This is a genomic window from Pseudomonas sp. FW305-E2 (assembly GCF_058782925.1).
On record NZ_JBYSYE010000001.1, the window covers coordinates 354,367 to 368,522 of the forward strand.

Annotated in this window: 13 protein-coding genes; 10 read left to right on the forward strand and 3 right to left on the reverse strand. The window is 61.7% G+C overall.

Annotated elements, in window-relative coordinates; genetic code table 11:
• The first annotated feature begins 54 nt into the window (after nucleotides 1-54).
• The gene (locus tag AC3WLP_RS01890) at nucleotides 55-762 is read left to right on the forward strand and encodes an arginyltransferase (RefSeq protein ID WP_003251215.1); all 708 of its coding nucleotides are present in this window, start codon (nucleotides 55-57) and stop codon (nucleotides 760-762) included.
• A gap of 101 nt (nucleotides 763-863) precedes the next feature.
• Nucleotides 864-1,082, forward strand: coding sequence for a translation initiation factor IF-1 (infA, locus tag AC3WLP_RS01895; RefSeq protein WP_002553999.1), 219 nt, complete (start codon nucleotides 864-866; stop codon nucleotides 1,080-1,082).
• Between the two features lie 85 nt (nucleotides 1,083-1,167).
• On the opposite strand, the gene clpA is transcribed toward infA, so the two are convergent.
• Nucleotides 1,168-3,438, reverse strand: coding sequence for an ATP-dependent Clp protease ATP-binding subunit ClpA (gene clpA / locus AC3WLP_RS01900; protein WP_012051826.1), 2,271 nt, complete (start codon nucleotides 3,436-3,438; stop codon nucleotides 1,168-1,170).
• A 30-nt stretch (nucleotides 3,439-3,468) separates the two neighbouring features.
• Nucleotides 3,469-3,831, reverse strand: coding sequence for an ATP-dependent Clp protease adapter ClpS (clpS, locus tag AC3WLP_RS01905; RefSeq protein WP_003251220.1), 363 nt, complete (start codon nucleotides 3,829-3,831; stop codon nucleotides 3,469-3,471).
• A 230-nt stretch (nucleotides 3,832-4,061) separates the two neighbouring features.
• On the opposite strand from clpS, the gene cspD reads away from it, so the two are divergent.
• Entirely contained in the window at nucleotides 4,062-4,328 is a 267-nt protein-coding gene (cspD, locus tag AC3WLP_RS01910; protein WP_012051825.1) for a cold shock domain-containing protein CspD, read from the forward strand.
• Nucleotides 4,329-4,399: 71 nt separating this feature from the next.
• Here cspD and icd read toward each other — a convergent pair whose 3' ends face one another.
• On the reverse strand, nucleotides 4,400-5,656 hold the full coding sequence (gene icd, locus AC3WLP_RS01915; RefSeq protein ID WP_012051824.1) for an NADP-dependent isocitrate dehydrogenase: 1,257 nt from the start codon (nucleotides 5,654-5,656) through the stop codon (nucleotides 4,400-4,402).
• A gap of 414 nt (nucleotides 5,657-6,070) precedes the next feature.
• Between icd and AC3WLP_RS01920 the strand changes: the two genes are divergently transcribed.
• The 7 genes from AC3WLP_RS01920 to AC3WLP_RS01950 all read left to right on the forward strand — a co-directional run bounded on the left by AC3WLP_RS01920 (nucleotide 6,071) and on the right by AC3WLP_RS01950 (nucleotide 14,005).
• Nucleotides 6,071-8,296, forward strand: a complete 2,226-nt coding sequence (locus AC3WLP_RS01920; protein ID WP_041168392.1) for an NADP-dependent isocitrate dehydrogenase — start codon at nucleotides 6,071-6,073, stop codon at nucleotides 8,294-8,296.
• Between the two features lie 206 nt (nucleotides 8,297-8,502).
• Entirely contained in the window at nucleotides 8,503-8,943 is a 441-nt protein-coding gene (locus AC3WLP_RS01925) for an NUDIX hydrolase (RefSeq protein ID WP_012051822.1), read from the forward strand.
• 59 nt (nucleotides 8,944-9,002) lie between these two features.
• On the forward strand, nucleotides 9,003-10,127 hold the full coding sequence (gene mnmA / locus AC3WLP_RS01930) for a tRNA 2-thiouridine(34) synthase MnmA (RefSeq protein WP_012051821.1): 1,125 nt from the start codon (nucleotides 9,003-9,005) through the stop codon (nucleotides 10,125-10,127).
• Complete coding sequence (gene hflD, locus AC3WLP_RS01935; protein WP_003251232.1) at nucleotides 10,124-10,750, forward strand: high frequency lysogenization protein HflD; 627 nt, start codon at nucleotides 10,124-10,126, stop codon at nucleotides 10,748-10,750. Before mnmA ends, hflD begins: the two co-directional genes overlap by 4 nt.
• Nucleotides 10,751-10,965: 215 nt before the next feature.
• Complete coding sequence (purB, locus tag AC3WLP_RS01940; RefSeq protein ID WP_003251234.1) at nucleotides 10,966-12,336, forward strand: adenylosuccinate lyase; 1,371 nt, start codon at nucleotides 10,966-10,968, stop codon at nucleotides 12,334-12,336.
• A gap of 81 nt (nucleotides 12,337-12,417) precedes the next feature.
• Nucleotides 12,418-13,584 (forward strand): ribosomal protein uL16 3-hydroxylase, encoded by a 1,167-nt coding sequence (locus tag AC3WLP_RS01945; RefSeq protein WP_088512487.1) that lies wholly within the window; start codon nucleotides 12,418-12,420, stop codon nucleotides 13,582-13,584.
• Nucleotides 13,577-14,005 carry a GNAT family N-acetyltransferase gene (locus AC3WLP_RS01950; RefSeq protein WP_003251237.1) on the forward strand — a complete coding sequence of 143 codons (429 nt, stop codon included), beginning with the start codon at nucleotides 13,577-13,579 and terminating at the stop codon, nucleotides 14,003-14,005. Before AC3WLP_RS01945 ends, AC3WLP_RS01950 begins: the two co-directional genes overlap by 8 nt.
• Nucleotides 14,006-14,156 lie beyond the last annotated feature (151 nt).

The following is a 14,156-nucleotide window of genomic DNA, read 5'->3' on the forward strand; positions in this document are numbered from 1 at the left end:
GAGTTCCCGTAGCTGGCTTACACTTAAAACAAAGTCTCACCGAAGGGGTTGATCATGACAGAGTTGGCGCGGTTGAAGTTCTATGCCACTCAGCCCCACTCCTGCAGCTACCTGCCGGAGGAGCAGGCGACCACGCTGTTCCTCGACCCCAGCCAGCCGATGGACGTGCACGTGTACGCCGATTTGTCGGAAATGGGCTTTCGCCGCAGTGGCGACCACCTGTACCGCCCACACTGCCAGAACTGCAACGCCTGCGTGCCGGCGCGCATCCCGGCGGCGCGTTTCATCCCCAACCGCCAGCAGCGTCGCATACTCAAACGTAACGCCGACCTGACCGTAACCGCAGCGCGTCCGGCGTTCAAGGAAGAGTACTTCGAGCTGTACCGGCGCTATATCGAAACGCGCCACGCCGATGGCGACATGTACCCGCCCAGCCGCGATCAGTTTTCCACCTTCCTGGTACGCGACCTGCCGTTCTGCTGGTTCTACGAATTTCGCCTGGAAGGCCGGTTGATGGCGGTGGCAGTGTGCGACCTGCTGCCCAATGGCCTGTCAGCGGTATACACCTTCTACGAGCCGGACGAGGAGCGCCGCAGCCTTGGCCGTTTCGCCATTCTCTGGCAGATCACCGAAGCGCTGCGCCAGAACCTGGAGGCGGTTTACCTGGGCTACTGGATCAAGAACTGCAAGAAGATGAACTACAAGACGCAGTACCGACCAATCGAGCTGCTGATAAACCAGCGCTGGGTCACCCTCAACTGAAAGCATTGGCTTGACACGCAGTTTTCCGGCATAATCCACGCCACTTTTTTGCCCGGTGCGGATATGCGTCGGGCTAACACTGGATCCGAGGGCTCAACTGCATGTCGAAAGAAGACAGCTTCGAAATGGAAGGTACTGTCGTCGACACCCTGCCCAACACCATGTTCCGCGTGGAGTTGGAAAACGGGCACGTCGTAACCGCGCACATCTCCGGAAAGATGCGCAAGAACTACATCCGTATTCTCACTGGCGACAAGGTCCGCGTCGAACTGACGCCGTACGACCTGAGCAAGGGCCGCATCACCTACCGTGCGCGCTAAACTCAAGCCATGAAAAAGCCCGGCCAGGTGCCGGGCTTTTTTGTGCCTTTTGAAACTGCAGGGGCTGCAAGGCAGCCCCTGCACATCACGCGACCTCAGCGGTGGTTTCGAAGTCGAACACCAGTTCGCCATCGCGCAGGTCGACATGCACCACGCCACCATGCTCGGCCAGCTCGCCAAACAGGATCTCCTCGGCCAGCGGCCGCTTGATCTTGTCCTGGATCAGCCGCGCCATTGGCCGCGCACCCATCTGCACGTCATAGCCCGAAACCGCCAGCCAACCGCGCGCTTCATCGCTGACTTCCAGCAGCACACGCTTGTCTTCCAGTTGCGCCTGCAATTCGATAAGGAACTTGTCGACGATGCTTTTGATCGTCTCCGTGCTCAGGCGGCCAAACTGGATGATGGTATCCAGACGGTTGCGGAACTCTGGCGTGAAGCTCTTGCGGATCACTTCCATGGCATCGGACGCGTGGTCCTGATGAGTGAAGCCGATCGACGCCCGCGCCGCGGTTTCTGCACCGGCGTTGGTGGTCATGATCAGGATCACGTTACGGAAGTCGGCCTTGCGCCCGTTGTTGTCGGTCAAGGTACCGTGGTCCATCACCTGCAGCAGCAGATTGAAGACTTCCGGGTGGGCCTTCTCGATTTCATCGAGCAACAATACGCAGTGCGGCTGCTTGGTGATCGCCTCGGTCAACAAGCCACCCTGGTCAAAACCAACATAACCCGGCGGCGCACCAATCAAACGCGACACGGTGTGACGCTCCATGTACTCAGACATGTCGAAACGCACCAACTCCACACCCAGCGCCTTGGCCAGTTGCCGCGCCGCTTCGGTCTTGCCGACGCCGGTAGGGCCGGCGAACAGGAACGAACCCACCGGCTTGTCTGGCGACTTGAGGCCTGCACGGGACAGCTTGATCGCGGTGGCCAGCGAGTCGATTGCCTGGTCTTGGCCAAACACGGTCAGTTTCAGGTCGCGCTCAAGGTTACGCAGCAGCTCCTTGTCGGAACTGGTGACGTGCTTCGGCGGAATTCGCGCAATCTTGGCGACGATATCCTCCACTTGCGGCACATCGATGCGCTTGACGCGATTGGCCTCTGGCTGCAGGCGCTGGTAGGCCCCAGCCTCGTCGATCACATCAATGGCCTTGTCAGGCATGTGCCGGTCGTTGATGTAGCGCGAAGCCAGTTCGGCGGCGGCGCGCAAGGCTTCGTCGCTGTACTCGATGTTGTGGTGGCTTTCGAAACGCCCTTTCAGGCCGCGCAGAATGCCCACGGTGTCTTCGACCGATGGCTCGCTGACGTCCACCTTCTGGAAGCGACGCGCCAGGGCACGATCCTTCTCGAAGATGCCGCGAAACTCCTGGAACGTGGTCGAACCGATGCAGCGGATTTCACCCGATGACAGCAGCGGCTTGAGCAGGTTGGAGGCATCCATCACCCCGCCCGACGCCGCACCGGCACCGATGATGGTGTGAATTTCGTCGATGAACAGGATGGCCTGCGGACGCTTGCGCAGCTCACCGAGCAGCGCCTTGAAGCGCTTCTCGAAGTCACCACGGTATTTGGTACCGGCCAGCAAGGCGCCCAGATCGAGGGAGTACACCACGCTCTGCGCCAGCAGGTCAGGCACCTGACCATCGACGATGCGCTTGGCCAGGCCTTCGGCGATGGCCGTCTTGCCCACGCCAGCCTCACCCACCAGCAGCGGGTTGTTCTTGCGCCGACGGGCCAGGATTTGCGCCACGCGTTCCACTTCCTGCTCGCGACCGACCAGCGGGTCGATACGGCCGGCACGGGCCAGCTCGTTCAGGTTGCTGGCGTAGGCGTCCAGCGGGTTGCTCGAAGAGGAGGTTTCGCCGCCCTCTTCGTCCTGCATGTCCTGGTCGCTTTCAGATTGCGCACCATGCCCTGGCACCTTGGAGATGCCATGGGCGATGTAGTTGACCACGTCGATACGGGCCACGCTCTGCTGCTTGAGCAGGAACACGGCCTGGCTTTCCTGTTCGCTGAAGATCGCCACCAGCACGTTGGCGCCGGTCACTTCGCGCTTGCCAGAGCTTTGCACGTGGAACACGGCACGCTGCAGCACGCGCTGGAAGCCCAGGGTTGGCTGGGTTTCACGGTCTTCGTCGTTGACAGGGATCAACGGCGTGGTGGAGTCGATGAACTCTTGCAGGTCATGCTTGAGCTTGTCGAGATTGGCGCCACAGGCGCGCAGAACGGTCGCGGCAGCCTCATTGTCAAGGAGTGCCAGCAGCAGATGCTCGACGGTCATGAACTCATGACGCTTCGAACGGGCCTCCTTGAAGGCAAGATTGAGGGTGACTTCGAGCTCGCGGTTTAACATAGCTTCACCTCATACCCAAGTGGTCGGCGATTAACCGTCCTTCTCGATTTCACAGAGTAGCGGATGCTGGCTTTCCCTGGCGTATTGGTTGACCTGCATGGCCTTTGTTTCGGCGATGTCACGGGTAAACAATCCGCACACTGCCCGCCCCTCGGTATGGACGGTCAGCATGATCTTGGTCGCCAGCTCGCGGTTCAGACTGAAGAACGTCTCGAGCACTTCGACGACGAAATCCATTGGTGTGTAGTCATCGTTGAACAAAACCACCTTGTACATCGGTGGCGCCTGCAGGATCGGCTTGGCTTCCTGAACTGCAAGACCTGAGCCGTCGTCCTCATTCGATTGCGGGCGATCCTGATTGAATGTTAGTCGAATCTCACTAGGTGCATGCATGGAAAGAATTTCATCATGAGCGTCAGGTTAAGGTTGCAGGTTGACTGCACAGGCCACCGCCAGCGCAGGCGCCGCGTGACCTTGACTATCGGCAAAACGGTGTTACAACCAATAAGAACCCACCGTGGTCGATAAAGATCCGCGCAGTCAACCAGATTTTTCGCAAGGTTCGTATGCGGATGAAGTGGATGATACTCCAGTGATGGAGTCCTTTGCAGAGGGACATAGGGATGGCAAGCGGTAAAGTCAAGTGGTTCAACAATGCCAAGGGCTATGGATTCATCAATGAGGAAGGTAAATCCGATGACCTGTTCGCCCATTATTCCGCCATCCGAATGGACGGATACAAGACCCTGAAGGCTGGCCAGGCCGTGGTATTCGACATCGTCCAGGGCCCCAAAGGCTTGCACGCCGTTGAAATCAAAGATGCTGCGGCCGCCGCGGCAGAGGCTGCCAGACCCGTGGGTGAGCCGCAAAGCGAAACTGCAAAAGCCTGACTGCCTGCGCTGTGCCGATAGACGAAAAAACCGGCCGCCTCTTTACAGGAGACGGCCGGTTTTCTGTTGCCTTACATGTGTTTGATCATTTCATCGCCAAAGCCTGAGCTGCTTACCAGCTTGGCGCCTTCCATCAACCGCTCGAAATCGTAGGTCACGGTCTTGGCCGCAATGGCGCCATTGGTGCCCTTGATGATCAGGTCGGCGGCCTCGGTCCAACCCATGTGGCGCAGCATCATCTCTGCCGAGAGGATCACCGAGCCCGGGTTGACCTTGTCCTGCCCGGCATACTTGGGCGCCGTGCCGTGAGTGGCCTCGAACATGGCCACGGTGTCGGACAGGTTGGCGCCCGGGGCAATGCCGATACCGCCCACTTCCGCCGCCAGGGCATCGGACAGGTAGTCACCATTGAGGTTGAGGGTGGCGATCACATCGTACTCGGCAGGGCGCAGCAGGATCTGCTGCAGCATGGCGTCGGCGATGGCGTCCTTGACGATGACCTCGCGACCGGTCTTGGGGTTCTTGAACTTCATCCAAGGGCCGCCATCGAGCAGCTCAGCGCCGAACTCGTCACGCGCCACCTCGTACCCCCAGTCCTTGAAGGCACCCTCGGTGAATTTCATGATGTTGCCCTTGTGCACCAGGGTCAGTGATTCGCGGTCGTTATCCACCACATATTGCAGGGCCTTGCGCACCAGACGCTTGGTACCTTCCTTCGACACCGGTTTGACGCCGATACCGCAATCCTGGTCGAAGCGGATCTTGGTGACCCCCATTTCCTCCTTGAGAAACTTGATCACCTTGTTCGCCTCGGGCGAGCCGGCCTTCCACTCGATGCCGGCATAGATGTCTTCGGAATTCTCGCGGAAGATCACCATGTCGACGTCGCCCGGCTTTTTCACCGGGCTCGGTACACCCTGGAACCACAGCACCGGCCGCAGGCATACATACAGGTCCAGTTGCTGGCGCAGGGCCACGTTGAGTGAGCGGATGCCGCCACCGACGGGGGTGGTCAGCGGGCCCTTGATCGACACCACGTAATCACGCACGGCATCGAGGGTTTCCTGCGGCAACCAGGTATCCTGGTCATACACCTGGGTGGCTTTCTCGCCAGCGTATACCTCCATCCAGGCGATCTTGCGCTTGCCGCCGTAGGCCTTGTGCACGGCGGCATCGACCACCTTGATCATCACCGGCGAGACATCGACGCCGATCCCGTCGCCTTCAATGTAAGGAATGATCGGATGATCAGGCACGTTAAGCGAATGGTCTGCATTGACGGTAATTTTGGTGCCGTCGGTCGGAACCTTGATTTTCTGGTATCCCATGCTTGCACTACTCCGCTGTCGGGTGTGGTTTGGACATCGTGCGATCCACTGAGCCTAAACCACATCTGCCGACCTGCAAGGCATGCGACAACCCGCCGCATTGCCGCTTAGTCTTTGGTCTTATAAATGGGCCGATATCACTTGGCCTTGCTGATTAGCCCGAATGGTTTGGTATACTCCGCCGCGACCGAAGGGTCATCGGGGCGAATCCCAGGAAAATGCGGACCGCCCTAGGCCATGAATGGCCATAAAGCCTGGGTTGTTACCGCAGCTCAGCACTTGACGCTCGACTGATGCATCCACCATCACCGCTCGCAGCCTCTCGACTTTCCGCTCATGGCGCTGCCAGGGCGATGCGCCTACCCTGCGCACCACGAGACTCGAGCACGCTCAGCACACAGAGAGTTAACCCGCATGCCCACCCGTTCCAAGATCATCTATACCTTCACCGACGAAGCCCCCGCCCTCGCCACTTACTCGCTGCTGCCGATCATCGAAGCGTTCACCGCTTCGGCTGACATCGCTGTCGAAACTCGCGACATCTCCCTGGCTGGCCGTATCCTTGCCGCCTTCCCGGAGCAACTGGGCGCAGAGAAGCAAGTAGGCGATCACCTGGCGGAACTGGGCCAGCTGGCTACCACCCCTGAAGCCAACATCATCAAGCTGCCGAACATCAGCGCCTCGGTACCGCAGCTCAAAGCCGCGATCAAGGAACTGCAAGGCAAGGGCTTCAACATCCCTGACTACGCCGACGAGCCGGCCACCGCGGAAGAAAAAGAATCCCGTGCCCGCTACGACCGCATCAAAGGTTCCGCCGTGAACCCGGTGCTGCGCGAAGGCAACTCCGACCGCCGCGCGCCACTGTCGGTCAAGAACTACGCCCGCAAGCACCCACACAAGATGGGCGCCTGGGCCGCCGACTCCAAGTCGCACGTTGCCCACATGACTCAAGGCGACTTTTACGGCAGCGAAAAAGCCGCGCTGATCGAAGCTGACGACAGCCTGCGCATCGAGCTGGTCGCCAAAGACGGCAGCACCACCGTGCTGAAAGAAAAAACCGCCGTCAAAGCCGCTGAAGTCATCGACTGCGCCACCATGAGCCGCAAGGCCCTGAAAGCCTTCATCGCCGAGCAGATCGCCGATGCCAAGGCCGCCGGCGTGCTGCTGTCGGTGCACCTGAAAGCCACCATGATGAAGGTCTCCGACCCGATCATGTTCGGCGTCATCGTCGAAGAGTTCTACAACGACGTGCTGACCAAGCACGCCGCTGCCCTGGCCGAAGTAGGCTTCAACGCCAACAACGGTATCGGCGACCTGTACGCCCGCATCAAGGACCTGCCAGCTGACAAGCAGGCCGAGATCGAAGCCGACATCCAGGCCCTGTACGCCGAGCGACCGGCCCTGGCCATGGTCAACTCCGACAAAGGCATCACCAACCTGCACGTGCCGAGCGACGTGATCGTCGACGCCTCGATGCCGGCCATGATCCGTGACTCGGGCAAGATGTGGAACACCGCAGGCGAACTGCAAGACGCCAAGGCCGTGATCCCGGACCGCTGCTACGCCGGCATCTACCAGGCCACCATCGAAGACTGCAAGGTCAACGGTGCCTTCGACCCGACCACCATGGGCAGCGTGCCGAACGTTGGCCTGATGGCGCAAAAAGCCGAAGAGTATGGCTCCCACGACAAGACCTTCCAGGTCAAGGCTGACGGCGTGGTTCGTGTAGTCGATGGCAAGGGCAACGTGGTGCTGGAGCAGAACGTCGAAGCCGGTGACATCTTCCGTATGTGCCAGACCAAAGACGCGCCGATCCAGGACTGGGTCAAGCTGGCCGTCAACCGTGCCCGCCTGAGCAACACCCCGGCGGTGTTCTGGCTGGACCCGGCTCGCGCCCACGACGGCGTCATGATCGAGAAGGTGCAGAAGTACCTGAAAGATCACGACACCACCGGCCTGGACATCCGCATCCTGGCACCGGTCGACGCCATTAAGTTCTCCCTGGCCCGCATCCGCGAAGGCAAGGACACCATCTCGGTGACCGGCAACGTGCTGCGTGACTACCTGACCGACCTGTTCCCGATCATGGAGCTGGGCACCAGCGCCAAGATGCTGTCGATCGTACCGCTGATGAGCGGCGGTGGCCTGTTCGAAACCGGCGCCGGCGGTTCGGCTCCGAAGCACGTGCAACAGCTGGTTGAAGAGAACTTCCTGCGTTGGGATTCGCTGGGTGAATTCCTGGCCCTGGCCGCTTCCCTGGAGCACCTGGGCAACACCTACGACAACCCGCGCGCCAAGGTTCTGGCCAACACCCTGGACCAGGCTACCGGCAAGTTCCTCGACACCAACAAGTCGCCGTCGCGCAAAGTCGGCGGTATCGACAACCGCGGCAGCCACTTCTACCTGACCCTGTACTGGGCCGAAGCCCTGGCTGCTCAGACGGACGACGCTGCCCTGCAGGCACGCTTCGCACCACTGGCAAAAACCCTGGCCGAGAACGAAGCGACCATCGTCGCCGAGCTCAACGCCGTTCAGGGCAAGCCAGCCGACATCGGCGGCTACTACGCCCCGGATGCCGAGTTGACCGCCAAGGTGATGCGCCCAAGCCAGACCCTGAACAGCGCCATCGCTGCCCTGTAAGGTTCGCTTGAAGTAACAGCACAAACCCCGGCCACGCACCGGGGTTTGTGCTTTCTGGGAAAATGGGGCCGCTCTGCGGCCCTTCGCGGGCAAGCCCGCTCCTACAGGAGAGGTGCAGTTTGTGCGACCTGCGCTGCACCTTGTGGGAGCGGGCTTGCCCGCGAAGGACCGCAAGGCGGTCCCGGCAATCTGAAAGGACATGGCAAATGACCTGGCAACCCCACATCACCGTAGCGACCATCGTCGAGCACGAAGGCAAGTTCCTCTTCGTCGAGGAGTTCAAAGCCAACCAGCACGTCTTCAACCAGCCGGCCGGCCACCTCGAGCCCAACGAGACCCTGCCCCAGGCCGCCCTGCGCGAAACCCTGGAAGAAACGGCCTGGGAAGTCGAGCTGACCGGCGTGGTCGGCATCTACCTGTACACCGCCCCCAGCAACGGCGTGACCTACCAGCGCGTCTGCTTCGCCGCCCGCCCCGTGCGCCATCACAACGACCTGGCACTGGACAGCGACATCGTCCGCGCCGTGTGGCTGACCCGCGACGAACTGCTGGCCGACCCCACTCGCTGGCGCAGCGAGCTGGTGCCGCGCTGCCTGGATGACTACCTCAAAGGCCCGCTGCACAGCCTCGACCTGCTACGCGACTGACGCAGCGCCGCGGTTTTGATAGAATCGGCGTTTTTCCCCCTTGATACACACCGGTACCCATGACCAGCCCAGTACTTAAAGACCCCGCCAAGACCCGCGTCATCGTCGGCATGTCCGGCGGCGTGGACTCTTCCGTCTCAGCCCTTCTGCTCATCGAGCAGGGCTACCAGGTGGAAGGGCTGTTCATGAAGAACTGGGAAGAGGACGACGGCACCGAATACTGCACCGCCCGTGAAGACCTGGCCGACGCCCAGGCCGTGTGCGACCGTATCGGCATCAAGCTGCACACCGCCAACTTCGCCGCCGAATACTGGGACAACGTGTTCGAGCACTTCCTTGAAGAATACAAGGCCGGCCGCACACCCAACCCCGACATCCTCTGCAACCGCGAAATCAAGTTCAAGGCGTTCCTCGACTACGCCCTGTCGCTGGGTGCCGACCTGATCGCCACCGGCCACTATGTGCGCCGCCGCGATACTGGCGCGCTCACCGAACTGCTCAAGGGCCTGGACCCGAACAAGGACCAGAGCTACTTCCTGCACGCCGTCGGCGGCCAGGAAATCGCCCGCACACTGTTCCCGGTCGGCGAACTGGAAAAGCCCGAAGTACGCGCCATCGCCGAAAAACACGGCCTGGCCACCGCCAAGAAGAAAGATTCCACCGGCATCTGTTTCATTGGCGAGCGCCGCTTCAGCGACTTCCTCAAGCAGTACCTGCCGGCCCAGCCGGGCGACATTGAAACCACCGAAGGTGAAGTGATCGGCCGCCACCATGGCCTGATGTACCACACCATCGGCCAGCGCCAGGGCCTGGGCATTGGCGGCCTGAAAGATGCCAGTGACGAGCCGTGGTACGTGCTGCACAAGGACCTGGCCCGCAACGTGCTGGTGGTCGGCCAGGGCAACGAGCACCCATGGCTGTTCTCCCGCGCCCTGCTGGCCTCGGACATTTTCTGGGTCAACCCGGTCGACCTCGGCAGCCCACGCCAGCTGACTGCCAAGGTGCGCTACCGCCAGAGCGACCAGCGATGCACCCTGGAACGCACCGCCAGCGGCTACCGCGCCGTGTTCGACGAGCCTCAGCGCGCCGTGACGCCGGGCCAGTCCGTGGTGTTCTACGACGGCGAAGTGTGCCTGGGCGGCGGCGTGATCGAGGCTGCCGAGCCGTGGAGCCCGCGCGCATGAGCAACCTGCAGGAGCAGTTGATCGCGCTGGGCGGTGTGTTCCAGGCCGCCGTGCTTGTCGACCGTATCGCCCGCACCGGCCAGGCCAGTGAAGCCAATATCGGCTGCATGCTGGGCAGCCTGCTGGTGCGTGACCCCAAGGACACCCTGGAGGTGTTCGGCGGTGACGACCTGAACCTGCGCGACGGCTACCGAGCGCTGATCGGCGCCCTCGAGCGCGACCCCAACAGCCTGCAGCGCGAGCCACTGCGCTACGCCCTGTCGATGCTGGGCCTGGAACGCCAGCTGAACAAGCGTGGTGACCTGCTGGACACCATCGGCAACCGCCTGCCGCAAATCCAGTCGCAGGCCGAGCATTTCGGCCTGGTTCACGAAAACGTCATCGCTTCCAGTGGAGCCTTGTATCAAGACACCCTGAGCACCTTGCGCCAGCGCATTCAGGTGCACGGCGACATGCGCTTCCTGCAGCAGCCCAACAACGCCTCGAAGATCCGCGCCTTGCTGCTGGCCGGTATCCGCGCCGCGCGACTGTGGCGGCAGCTGGGCGGGCACCGCTGGCAGCTGGTGTTTAGCCGGCGCAAGTTGCTGAACGAACTGTACGACATGATGCGCAGCCCCACCTGACGGGCTGGGCTGCCCTTTGTAGGAGCGGGCGTGCCCGCGAAGCAGGCGACGCGGTGTATGGCACCGGCTACGCCGGTGTTCGCGGGCACGCCTGCTCCAACAGGGGCTGCCACCAGATCCAAATTGGGCCGACCTTTGGTCAGCCACCCGACCCAGGCGCAATTTTCATGTATGATATGCGCCCTTCCAAAAGCCTGACTGTCCGAGAACACCCCATGCAGCTTTCTTCGCTCACTGCGGTTTCCCCTGTAGACGGCCGTTATGCCGGCAAAACCCAGGCCTTGCGCCCCATTTTCAGCGAATTCGGCCTGATCCGTTTCCGCGCCCTGGTCGAAGTGCGCTGGCTGCAGCGCCTGGCCGCCCACCCGCAAATCGGCGAAGTGCCGGCGTTCTCCGCCGAAGCCAACGCCCTGCTGGACAGCCTGGCCAACGATTTCAAGCTGGAGCACGCCGAGCGCGTCAAGGAAATCGAGCGCACCACCAACCACGACGTCAAGGCCATTGAATACCTCCTCAAGGAGCAGGCCGCCAAGCTGCCTGAGCTGGCCAAGGTCAGCGAGTTCATCCACTTCGCCTGCACCAGCGAGGACATCAACAACCTGTCCCACGCCCTGATGCTGCGCGCTGGCCGTGACGAAGTGCTGTTGCCGCTGATGCGCCAGGTCGCCGACGCCATCCGCGCCCTGGCCCACGCCCACGCCGAAGTGCCAATGCTGTCGCGTACCCATGGTCAGCCGGCTTCGCCGACCACCCTGGGTAAAGAACTGGCCAACGTCGTGTATCGCCTGGAGCGCCAGATCGCCCAGGTTGCCGCCGTGCCACTGCTGGGCAAGATCAACGGCGCCGTGGGCAACTACAACGCCCACCTGTCGGCCTACTCGCAGATCGACTGGGAAGAGAACGCCCGCGCCTTCATCGAAGACGAACTGGGCCTGCAGTTCAACCCGTACACCACCCAGATCGAGCCGCACGACTACATCGCCGAGCTGTTCGACGCCATCGCCCGCTTCAACACCATCCTGATCGACTTCGACCGTGATGTGTGGGGCTACATTTCGCTGGGTTACTTCAAGCAGAAGACCGTTGCCGGCGAAATCGGTTCGTCGACCATGCCGCACAAGGTCAACCCGATCGACTTCGAAAACTCCGAAGGCAACCTGGGTATCGCCAACGCGCTGTTCCAGCACCTGGCCAGCAAGCTGCCGATCTCGCGCTGGCAGCGTGACCTGACCGACTCCACCGTGCTGCGCAACCTGGGCGTGGGCTTTGCCCACAGCGTGATCGCCTTCGAGGCCAGCCTGAAAGGCATCGGCAAGCTGGAAGTCAACGAAGCTCGCATCGCCGCCGACCTGGACGCTTGCTGGGAAGTGCTGGCCGAGCCGATCCAGACCGTGATGCGCCGCTTCAACATCGAAAACCCCTACGAGAAGCTCAAAGAGCTGACCCGTGGCAAGGGCATCACCCCAGAAGCGCTGCTGACCTTCATCGACGGCCTGGACATGCCAGCCGAAGCCAAGGCCGAGCTCAAGCAGCTGACCCCCGCTACCTACATCGGTAACGCGGCGGCCCAGGCCAAACGCATCTAAGCTGAGCGTCGCGTACAACGCCCGGCCTGGCCGGGCGTTTTTATTCCCGTACGAAAATTACGTTTTTTCAATAGGTTGAACATGAATCCTGATACTCCACTGCAGCTGCTCGGCGGCATCTCGGCCCGCGAATTCATGCGCGACTACTGGCAGAAGAAGCCGCTGCTGGTACGCCAGGCCTTCCCGGACTTCATCAGCCCGATCGACCCCGATGAGCTCGCCGGCCTGGCCCTGGAAGACGAAGTCGAATCGCGTATCGTGCTGGAGCACGGCGCGCACCCGTGGGAACTGCGCCGCGGCCCGTTCAGCGAAGACACCTTCGCCGAACTGCCGGAAAAAGACTGGACCCTGCTGGTACAGGCCGTTGACCAGTTCGTTCCGGAAGTGGCCGAACTCCTGGAAAACTTCCGCTTCCTGCCCAGCTGGCGTATCGATGACGTGATGATCAGCTTCGCCGCCCCGGGTGGCAGCGTCGGCCCGCACTTCGACAACTACGACGTGTTCCTGCTGCAGGGCCACGGCCAGCGCAACTGGAAGATCGGCCAGATGTGCAGCAGTGACAGCCCGCTGCTGGAGCACGCCGACCTGCGTATCCTGGCCGAGTTCGAGCAGAGTGAAGAGTGGACACTGGAGCCCGGCGACATGCTCTACCTGCCACCGCGCCTGGCTCACTACGGCGTAGCCGTGGATGACTGCCTGACCTACTCGGTCGGCTTCCGCGCACCGAGCGCTGCCGAAGTGCTGACCCACTTCACCGACTTCCTCGGCCAGTTCCTGCCCGACGAAGAGCGCTACAGCGACGCCGACGCCCAGCCGGTCAGCGACCCGCACCAGATCCAGCACGATGCCCTCGACCGTCTCAAGGCGCTGCTCGACAAGCACATGGGCGACAAGGACCTGCTGCTGACCTGGTTCGGCCAGTTCATGACCGAGCCGCGCTACCCCGAGCAGATCGTTGGCGAAGAGCTGAGCGAGGAAGAGCTGATCGACGCCATTGAGCAGGGCGCCATCCTGATCCGCAACCCCAGCGCACGCCTGGCCTGGTCGGAATTCGAAGACGACCTGCTGCTGTTCGCCAGCGGCCGTAGTTGCCCACTGCCCGGCAAACTGCGAGAGCTGCTGAAGCTGGTATGTGCGGCCGACGCCCTGCACATCGACAACCTGGCCGAGTGGCTGCAGGACGAAGATGGCCTTATGCTGGTACAGCAGCTGGTCAAACAAGGGAGCCTGGGATTCGCCAATGAATAAGATCAGCGTTCGCCTCGCCGATTGGCACAAAGACAACGCCGACATCCGCCGTATCCGTGAAGCCGTGTTCGTCGCCGAGCAGCACATTCCGCCAGAGCTGGAGTTCGATTCTGAAGACCAGGATGCCCTGCACTTCCTGGCCCTGGAAGGCGACTATCCGATCGGTACTGCGCGCCTGCTGGCCGACGGCACCATCGGGCGCATCTCGGTGCTCAAGGACTGGCGCGGCCTGAAGGTGGGCGATGCGTTGGTCAATGCGGTCATCGTCGAAGCGCAGAACCGCGACCTGAAACAGCAGATGCTCAGCGCCCAGGTACACGCCACGCCGTTCTATGAGCGGCTGGGCTTTCGCGTAGTCAGCGAGGAATTCCTCGAAGCTGGCATCCCGCATGTCGACATGGTGCGCGACTCGCGCGCCTGATCCATCACCAGTGCCGTCCTCTTCGCGGGTAAACCCGCTCCTACAAGCACCACGCGTCCCTGTAGGAGCGGGTTTACCCGCGAAGAGGCCGGCACAGGCCATATACATCCCCGCTGACAAAAAACCTGTACATCCATCCAGATAAAACTTG

Coding starts and splice junctions, on each gene's coding strand:
- AC3WLP_RS01890 (WP_003251215.1), top strand. CDS start 55: ATGACAGAGTTGGCGCGGTTGAAGTTCTATGCCACTCAGCCCCACTCC.
- infA (WP_002553999.1), top strand. CDS start 864: ATGTCGAAAGAAGACAGCTTCGAAATGGAAGGTACTGTCGTCGACACC.
- clpA (WP_012051826.1), bottom strand. CDS start 3,438: ATGTTAAACCGCGAGCTCGAAGTCACCCTCAATCTTGCCTTCAAGGAG.
- clpS (WP_003251220.1), bottom strand. CDS start 3,831: ATGCATGCACCTAGTGAGATTCGACTAACATTCAATCAGGATCGCCCG.
- cspD (WP_012051825.1), top strand. CDS start 4,062: ATGGCAAGCGGTAAAGTCAAGTGGTTCAACAATGCCAAGGGCTATGGA.
- icd (WP_012051824.1), bottom strand. CDS start 5,656: ATGGGATACCAGAAAATCAAGGTTCCGACCGACGGCACCAAAATTACC.
- AC3WLP_RS01920 (WP_041168392.1), top strand. CDS start 6,071: ATGCCCACCCGTTCCAAGATCATCTATACCTTCACCGACGAAGCCCCC.
- AC3WLP_RS01925 (WP_012051822.1), top strand. CDS start 8,503: ATGACCTGGCAACCCCACATCACCGTAGCGACCATCGTCGAGCACGAA.
- mnmA (WP_012051821.1), top strand. CDS start 9,003: ATGACCAGCCCAGTACTTAAAGACCCCGCCAAGACCCGCGTCATCGTC.
- hflD (WP_003251232.1), top strand. CDS start 10,124: ATGAGCAACCTGCAGGAGCAGTTGATCGCGCTGGGCGGTGTGTTCCAG.
- purB (WP_003251234.1), top strand. CDS start 10,966: ATGCAGCTTTCTTCGCTCACTGCGGTTTCCCCTGTAGACGGCCGTTAT.
- AC3WLP_RS01945 (WP_088512487.1), top strand. CDS start 12,418: ATGAATCCTGATACTCCACTGCAGCTGCTCGGCGGCATCTCGGCCCGC.
- AC3WLP_RS01950 (WP_003251237.1), top strand. CDS start 13,577: ATGAATAAGATCAGCGTTCGCCTCGCCGATTGGCACAAAGACAACGCC.